The 7413-nt window shown below is 74.4% G+C and carries 7 protein-coding genes and 1 pseudogene; 5 read left to right on the forward strand and 3 right to left on the reverse strand.

Annotated features, from left to right (window positions below; all coding sequences use genetic code 11):
• Nucleotides 1–726 (forward strand): TolB family protein (locus tag ACFV0G_RS30855; protein ID WP_380555159.1); only part of this gene is annotated, 726 nt, incomplete at its 5' end.
• A gap of 189 nt (nt 727–915) precedes the next feature.
• Here ACFV0G_RS30855 and ACFV0G_RS30860 read toward each other — a convergent pair.
• From ACFV0G_RS30860 to hrcA, 3 genes and pseudogenes are all read right to left on the reverse strand, one after another.
• Nucleotides 916–1632 (reverse strand): annotated as a pseudogene (locus tag ACFV0G_RS30860) (16S rRNA (uracil(1498)-N(3))-methyltransferase); the annotation flags it as partial.
• A 72-nt stretch (nt 1633–1704) separates the two neighbouring features.
• Nucleotides 1705–2844: a molecular chaperone DnaJ gene (dnaJ, locus tag ACFV0G_RS30865; RefSeq protein WP_380555148.1), complete on the reverse strand. Its 1140-nt coding sequence runs from the start codon at nt 2842–2844 to the stop codon at nt 1705–1707.
• Nucleotides 2845–2914: 70 nt separating this feature from the next.
• Nucleotides 2915–4003, reverse strand: a complete 1089-nt coding sequence (gene hrcA, locus ACFV0G_RS30870) for a heat-inducible transcriptional repressor HrcA (protein WP_380555150.1) — start codon at nt 4001–4003, stop codon at nt 2915–2917.
• A 223-nt stretch (nt 4004–4226) separates the two neighbouring features.
• On the opposite strand from hrcA, the gene htpX reads away from it, so the two are divergent.
• The 4 genes from htpX to ACFV0G_RS30890 all read left to right on the forward strand — a co-directional run.
• Nucleotides 4227–5162 (forward strand): zinc metalloprotease HtpX, encoded by a 936-nt coding sequence (gene htpX, locus ACFV0G_RS30875; protein WP_380555152.1) that lies wholly within the window; start codon nt 4227–4229, stop codon nt 5160–5162.
• Nucleotides 5163–5173: 11 nt separating this feature from the next.
• A complete protein-coding gene (locus ACFV0G_RS30880) occupies nt 5174–5758 on the forward strand; it encodes a hypothetical protein (protein ID WP_380555154.1) in 585 nt (194 codons plus the stop codon).
• A 34-nt stretch (nt 5759–5792) separates the two neighbouring features.
• Nucleotides 5793–6563, forward strand: a complete 771-nt coding sequence (locus tag ACFV0G_RS30885; protein WP_380555156.1) for a DUF2785 domain-containing protein — start codon at nt 5793–5795, stop codon at nt 6561–6563.
• 36 nt (nt 6564–6599) lie between these two features.
• The coding region (locus tag ACFV0G_RS30890; RefSeq protein ID WP_380555158.1) for a DUF3097 domain-containing protein at nt 6600–7413 on the forward strand (814 nt) is incomplete at its 3' end.

Raw genomic sequence — 7413 nt, forward strand, 5'->3', positions numbered from 1 at the left:
GACCGGGGGGGGTCCCCCGCGGGCTGCCGGGGGGACTACATCGACGGCGCCGGCAACCTGTCGGTGTCCCACCCCGACGGCAGCGGCCGGGTCGTGGTCGCCCGCAACACCGGCGGTCAGACCTGGTCGCACCCCACCTGGCAGGTCGACACGGCCGACACCGCGAACCGCATCCCGGCGAAGAACAACATCCTCTTCACCGTCGGGCAGGGCGCCGCCGCCCGTCTGGTCGGCGTGCCGGCGACCGCCGTCGGGGCCGCGCCCGAGCCGCTGTCGCTGAACACCTTCTCCGACGAGGACGCGAAGCCGCTGCCGACCACCGGGAACGTCTGGATCAGCGGCGGCGGCGCCCAGCACGGCACCACCGTCTACGCCAACACCACCGACCACGAGGTCTACGTCCGCGACGACTACCTGCGCCAGCAGGGCGCCGCGATCGCCGTCGGCTCCGAGCCGGCGCTCTCCCGGGACGGCGAGGAGATCGTCTTCGTCCGGTCGGTCGCGGGCCACGACCACCTCTTCGTGCAGGACGTGCAGCAGGGGAAGCCGGTCGCCCGGGACCTCACCCCGCACGCCACCACGGACTACACCGAGCCGGCCTGGTCGCCGGACGGCCGGACGATCGCCGCCCGCACCGCCGCCGGCGTCGTCACCCTGCCCGTCGACGGCTCCGCCGCACCGGTCCTCGCGGTCGCCGGGCCCGGCATGCCGGCCTACCGCGGCTGAGCGGCACCCGGCCCGCACGGGCGAACGCCGGAGAACGCGGGACGGCCGGGCGCAGAAGCGCCCGGCCGGGCGGTGGGGGGGGGCCGCGCGGGGTGTGATGGCCGCACCCCGGGGGGGGGGGCCGGTGGGGGCGAGCAGGCGCGGGGGGGCGGGGTGGGGGGCCCCGGGGCGGGGGCGGCGGTGGCGCTGGGCGCCGGCCGCCACGCCCGCGGTGGAGGTGCGCAGCACCGAGGGGCCGAGCCGGTAGGGGGCGGCGCCCGCACCGGCGAACGCGGCGAGCTCCTCGGGCGAGACGCCGCCCTCGGGGCCGACCACCAGGACGATGTCGCCCGTGCCGGGCAGGGCGGCGGAGGCGAGCGGTTCGGCGCCCTCCTCGTGCAGCACCGCGGCGAGCGCGGCCTGCCCGAGCAGCGGCAGCAGCTGGCGGGTGGTCATCGGGTCGTGGACCTCGGGGAAGCGGAGCCGGCGGGACTGCTTGCCGGCCTCGCGGGCGGCGGCCCGCCACTTGGCGAGCGCCTTGGCGCCGCGGTCGCCCTTCCACTGGGTGATGCAGCGGGAGGCGGCCCACGGGATCACGGCGTCCACGCCGACCTCGGTCATGGTCTCCACGGCGAGCTCGCCGCGGTCGCCCTTGGGCAGGGCCTGGACGACGGTGATCCGCGGGCTCGGCTCGGGCTCGGTCCGGACGGCGGCGACCTCGACGTCCAGCGCGTCCTTGCCGTGCACGGCGGCGACCGTGCCGTCCGCGCCGCGGCCGAGGCCGTCCGCGAGGGTGATCGCCTCGCCGGGCTCCAGCCGCTTCACGGCGGCGGCGTGCCGGCCCTCGGGCCCGTCCAGCCGCAGCAGGGCGCCGGGGGCCGCGCCGGCCAGCAGGGCGCTCTCGACGACGAAGACGGGCGCGGTCATGCGGGGGTTCCTTTCGGGTGCGGACACGCCGCTGCCCCGCCGGGGGGTGTCCCCCGCCGGGCAGGAGCCGGATCAGCGGCCGGTGTAGGCGTCCTTGAGGCGGGAGAACAGCCCCTGCTGGCCGGGCGCGAACTGGCCCGAGGGCCGCTCCTCGCCGCGCAGCAGGGCCAGGCGGCGCAGCAGCTCCTCCTGCTCGGGGTCGAGCTTGGTGGGGGTCTGCACCTCGACGTGCACTATCAGGTCGCCCCGGCCGCCGCCGCGCAGGTGGGTGATGCCCCGGCCGTGCAGCGGGATCGACTGGCCGGACTGGGTGCCGGGCCGGATGTCGACCTCCTCGACGCCGTCGAGGGTCTGCAGCGGCACCTGGGTGCCGAGCGAGGCCGCGGTCATCGGGATGGTGACCGTGCAGTGCAGGTCGTCGCCGCGCCGCTGGAAGGTCGGGTGGGCGGTCTCGGCGATCTCCACGTACAGGTCGCCGGCCGGGCCGCCGCCCGGGCCGACCTCGCCCTCGCCGGCGAGCTGGATCCGGGTGCCGTTGTCGACACCGGCAGGGATCTTCACGGTGAGGGTGCGGCGGGCGCGGACGCGGCCGTCGCCGGCGCACTCCGGGCACGGGGTCGGCACGACGGTGCCGAAGCCCTGGCACTGCGGGCAGGGCCGGGAGGTCATGACCTGGCCGAGGAAGGAGCGGGTGACCTGGGAGACCTCGCCCTTGCCGCGGCACATGTCGCAGGTCTGCGCGGAGGTGCCGGGTGCGGCGCCCTCGCCGTTGCAGGTGGTGCAGGTGACGGCGGTGTCGACCTGGAGTTCCTTGGTGGTGCCGAAGGCGGCCTCCTCCAGGGTGATCTCCAGCCGGATCATCGCGTCCTGGCCGCGCCGGGTGCGCGAGCGGGGGCCGCGCTGGCCGCCCGCGGCGCCGAAGAAGGCGTCCATGATGTCGGAGAAGCCGAAGCCGGCCGCGCCGAAGCCGCCGGCGCCACCGCCGCCGCCGTTCGGGGAGAGCGGGTCGCCGCCGAGGTCGTACACCTGGCGCTTGGCCGGGTCGGAGAGCACCTCGTAGGCGGCGTTGATCTCCTTGAACCGCTCCTGCGTCTTCGGGTCCGGGTTGACGTCCGGGTGCAGTTCGCGCGCGAGGCGACGGAACGCCTTCTTGATCTCGTCCTGGCCCGCATCCCGCCGGACGCCGAGTACCGCGTAGTAGTCCGTGGCCACCAAATGCTCCGCTTGTTCCGCCTCTTAGAAGTGCTTGCGACTGGTCTCCCGCGCCGGGCGCGGTGTGCTCCTACGACTCGGCCAGGATCTGACCCACGTACCGTGCCACCGCTCGCACCGCCCCCATTGTGCCCGGGTAATCCATCCGGGTCGGACCGATCACACCCAGCTTTGCCACGCTCTGGTCGCCCGAACCGTAACCGACGGAGACGACGGACGTGGAATTGAGGCCCTCGTAGTCGTTCTCCCGGCCGATCCGGACCGTCATCCCGGACTCCGCGGTCTCACCCAGCAGGCGGAGCAGGACGACCTGCTCCTCCAGGGCCTCCAGGACCGGCTGGATGGTCAGCGGGAAGTCGTGGCCGAAGCGCGTCAGGTTGGCCGTGCCGGCCAGCATGATCCGCTCCTCGTTCTGCTCCGCCAGGGTCTCGAACAGGGTGGCGAGCACCGTGGAGACGGTCGGGCGGTCGGCGGGCTCGAAGCCGGCCGGCAGGTCCTCCAGCAGCGCCGGGACGTCGGGCAGCCGCCGGCCCGCGGCCCGGGCGTTGAGCTTGGTGCGCAGGTCCGCCAGGACGCTCTCGCCGACCGAGCCCGGGCAGTCGACCATCCGCTGCTCCACCCGGCCGGTGTTGGTGATCAGCACCAGCATCACCTTGGCGGGGGCGAGCGCGACCAGTTCGACGTGCCGCACGGTGGAGCGGGTCAGCGACGGGTACTGCACGACGGCGACCTGCCGGGTCAGCTGCGCGAGCAGCCGCACCGTGCGGGCCACCACGTCGTCCAGGTCGACCGCGCCCTCCAGGAAGTGCCGGATGGCGCGCCGCTCGGGCGGGGTCATCGGCTTGACCTCGGCCAGCCGGTCGACGAACAGCCGGTAGCCCTTGTCGGTGGGGATCCGGCCGGCGCTGGTGTGCGGCTGGTGGATGAAGCCGTCCTCCTCCAGCGCCGCCATGTCGTTGCGGACGGTGGCCGGGGAGACCCCGAGGTTGTGCCGCTCGACCAGGGCCTTGGAGCCGACCGGCTCCTCGGTGCCCACGTAGTCCTGGACGATCGCCCGCAGCACCGCGAGGCGCCGCTCGTCCAGCGGCCGGACGTTCGGGCGCGCCTCGACCAGGCGGGCGTCGGCCCTGCCGTCGTCGGCCCTGCGCTCGCCGGCCATGGGGCACGCACCTCCGTCTTCGTCCGTTGAGTCGGGTAGCCGTCCGTTGTCTGGCACTCCGGATGGCAGAGTGCCAAAACCGTACCTGCCAGTGTAAGGCCCACCTTCGACGGCAGGAACGGGCCGCCCACGTGATCCTCGACCGATCCCGTCGTGGCGGACGGTGCCCCTCCGGCCGGGGAGTGGCAGCATCGAAGTCGAGCGAGCTATCGAAGGAGCAGCGATGTCGTCGTCACGGCAGCACTCCCGCTTCGCACCCGACCGCGGTCTCACCGGTCGGATGGTCACCACGATGTTCCTCATCGGCCTGGTCTACGTCGGCTTCACCGGACTGCTGATCGCGCTGCTGCGCGGCGCCTGGCCGATCATCGTGCTGATCTCCGGCGCGCTGTTCGTCGCCCAGTTCTGGTTCAGCGACAAGATCACCGAGAAGGCGATGGGCGCCCACCAGGTCAGCCCCGAGCAGTACCCGCAGCTGCACGGCACGATCGACCGGCTCTGTGCGCTGGCCGACATGCCCAAGCCGCGGGTCGCCGTCGCGGACAACGACATGCCGAACGCCTTCGCCACCGGCCGCAACCCGGACAAGGCGGTGGTCTGCGTCACCACCGGCCTGCTGCGCCGGCTCCAGCCCGAGGAGCTGGAGGGCGTCCTCGCCCACGAGCTGTCGCACGTCGCCCACCGGGACGTCGCGGTGATGACCATCGCGGGCTTCCTCGGCGTCCTCGCCGGGGCGATGACCAGGATCGCCTTCTACGGGGGCTTCTACGGCAACAACCGCAACAGCAACGACCCGAACACCGCGATCGCGCTGATCGTCATCCCGCTGGCCAGCATGGTCGTCTACGCGCTGAGCTTCCTGCTCACCCGGCTGCTGTCGCGCTACCGCGAGCTCGCCGCCGACCGGGCCGCCGCCCAGCTCACCGGCCGGCCCAGCGCCCTGGCCTCGGCGCTCACCAAGGTCACCGGGCAGATCGCCGCCATCCCGAGCGAGGACCTGCGCCGCTCGCAGCCGTACAACGCCTTCTACTTCGCCCCGGCGCTCGGCGCCCGGGAGACCGCCGCCCAGCTGTTCTCCACCCACCCGACGCTGGAGCAGCGGCTGGCCCAGCTGGCCCGGATCAGCACCGAGCTCGGCCACGGCGAGGCCGGCCACTGAGAGGAGACCCCGTGGGATTCCTGGACGCCCTGCTCGGCCGGACCAAGCCGGTCCGGCCCGACCTCGACCAGCTCTTCGGCATCCCGTCCGCCGCGCTCACCCTGGAGGCGGCGGCCGGCTTCCGGCCGACCGGGCTCGGCTCGGTCTGCTTCGCGGCCGTCGAGGGCGGCGCCTTCGACGAGGTGCAGCGGCAGGTGCGGGCCCTGCTCGACGCCGACGCCGACCGCGGCGGCGTCCCGGTGGAGGCCTCCCGGGACTCCTACGGCTACTCCTGGCTGCTGGCCCGGCACACCCCCGAGGAGCTGCCCGACCTGGTCAACGACCTGCACGCGGTCAACAGCGAGCTGGAGGCCAACGGCTTCGGCCCGCAGCTGCTCTGCTCGATCGTCGCCTTCCGCAACACCGAGGGCCAGTCCCTCGGCCTGGTCTACCTCTACAAGCGCGGCACGTTCTACCCCTTCGCCCCGATGCCCGGCGGCGGCGAGAAGCGCAACAGCCCGGTCGAGCTCCAGGTCAAGGCCATGCTCGGCGACGACCTCCGGATCGAACAGGACCTGACCCGCTGGTTCCCGGTCTGGGGCGCCCCGGGCCTGTAGCCGGACCGGTGGCGGCGGCCCTAGGGTCGCTCGGGTGATCGACTGGACCGGCACCACCGCGACCGCCCCCTCCCCCGAGCTCCTGGACGAGGTGGTCGGCGCCCTGCGCTCGCCCGACCCGGTGCTCCGCGACGAGCTGGCCTTCACCCGGCTGGCGCAGTGGGTCCCGCTGCTGGAGCCGTCCCGGCGGCAGGAGCTCGGCGACCGGCTGGCCGGGTGGTTCACCGCCCCGGAGATCCAGGCGCGGACCTTCGCCCCGCTCGTGCTGGCGAGGATCGTGGGGTGCGGCGGGTACGACCCGGCCTGGCTGTCCGCCTTCACGCAGTGGTACCCCGGCGAGCGCGACCTGCGCGGCCACGACGAGCGGCTCGGCTGGCTGCACGCCGTCGCGCACGGCGCCGACCTGCTGGCCGCCTTCGGCCGCTGCCCGCGGGCCGACCCGGCGCCCCTGCTGGCCACGGCCTGCAGCCGGCTGCTCGCCCCGACCGCGCACGTCTTCGACGCGATGGAGGACGACCGGCTCGGCTTCGCCCTGGCCGTGGTGCTGACCCGCGCCGAACTGACCGAGAGCGAGTCGCTGGCGTGGCTGGAGCCGATCGCCGCCGACTTCGCCGCCGCGGAGCCCGGCCCGGTGCCGCCGTACGCCTCCAACACGATGCGCACGCTGCGGGTGCTCTATCTGCTGGCCGACCGCGGTGTCCGGCCCGAGCGGCGGCACGGCGAGGCGGTGCCGCTGCGGCACGCGGCGGCCGTCCGCGAGCGGGTCGCCGCCGTGCTGGCGGTCAACTCGCCGTACGCCGGATGAGGGATGAGCCCACGTCAGGATGCCTAGAATTCGTCCATGCGCAGCAGGGAGTACGGCCCGGACCTGACCCCGCCGTGGAAGCGGCAGGAGGCGGCGCCGGAGGTGGCGGCGGAGCGGGAGCTGGTGGTGGAGGAGGCGGCCACCGGGTTCTGCGGGGCCGTGGTGCGGTGCGAGAAGACTGCGGAGGGGTTCACGGTCACGCTGGAGGACCGTTTCGGCAAGCACCGGGTGTTCCCGATGGTGCCGCGCGGGTTCCTGCTGGAGGGCCGGGTGGTGACGCTGGTCCGTCCGACCGGGCCGGCGCCCGCCCGCACGCCCGGGCTGACCGCCTCCGGTTCGATCGCGGTGCCCGGCGCCCGGGCCCGGGTGGCCCGGGAGTCGCGGATCTACGTCGAGGGCCGGCACGACGCGGAGCTGGTGGAGCGGGTGTGGGGCGACGACCTGCGGATCGAGGGCGTGGTCGTGGAGTACCTGGAGGGCGTGGACGACCTGCCGGCGATCGTCGCGGAATTCGGCCCCGGCCCCGGCCGGCGGCTCGGCGTCCTGGTCGACCACCTGCTGCCGGGCACCAAGGAGCACCGGATCGCCGCCCGGGTGACGGGTGACTCGGTGCTGGTCGTCGGGCACCCCTACATCGACGTCTGGCAGGCCGTGAAGCCCTCCAGTGTCGGCATCCCGGGCTGGCCCGAGGTGCCGCGCGGCGAGGTGTGGAAGGAGGGTGTCTGCCGCCGGCTGGGCTGGCCCGTCGACCCGCCCGCGGCCTGGAAGCGGATCCTCGCCTCGGTGGACTCCTACCGCGACCGCGGGCCCGCCCCCGGGCGGGCCGGGGCGGGGGGGGTTTCTCTCTGTG

Source organism: Kitasatospora sp. NPDC059571, from assembly GCF_042735675.1.
GTDB lineage: Bacteria > Actinomycetota > Actinomycetes > Streptomycetales > Streptomycetaceae > Kitasatospora.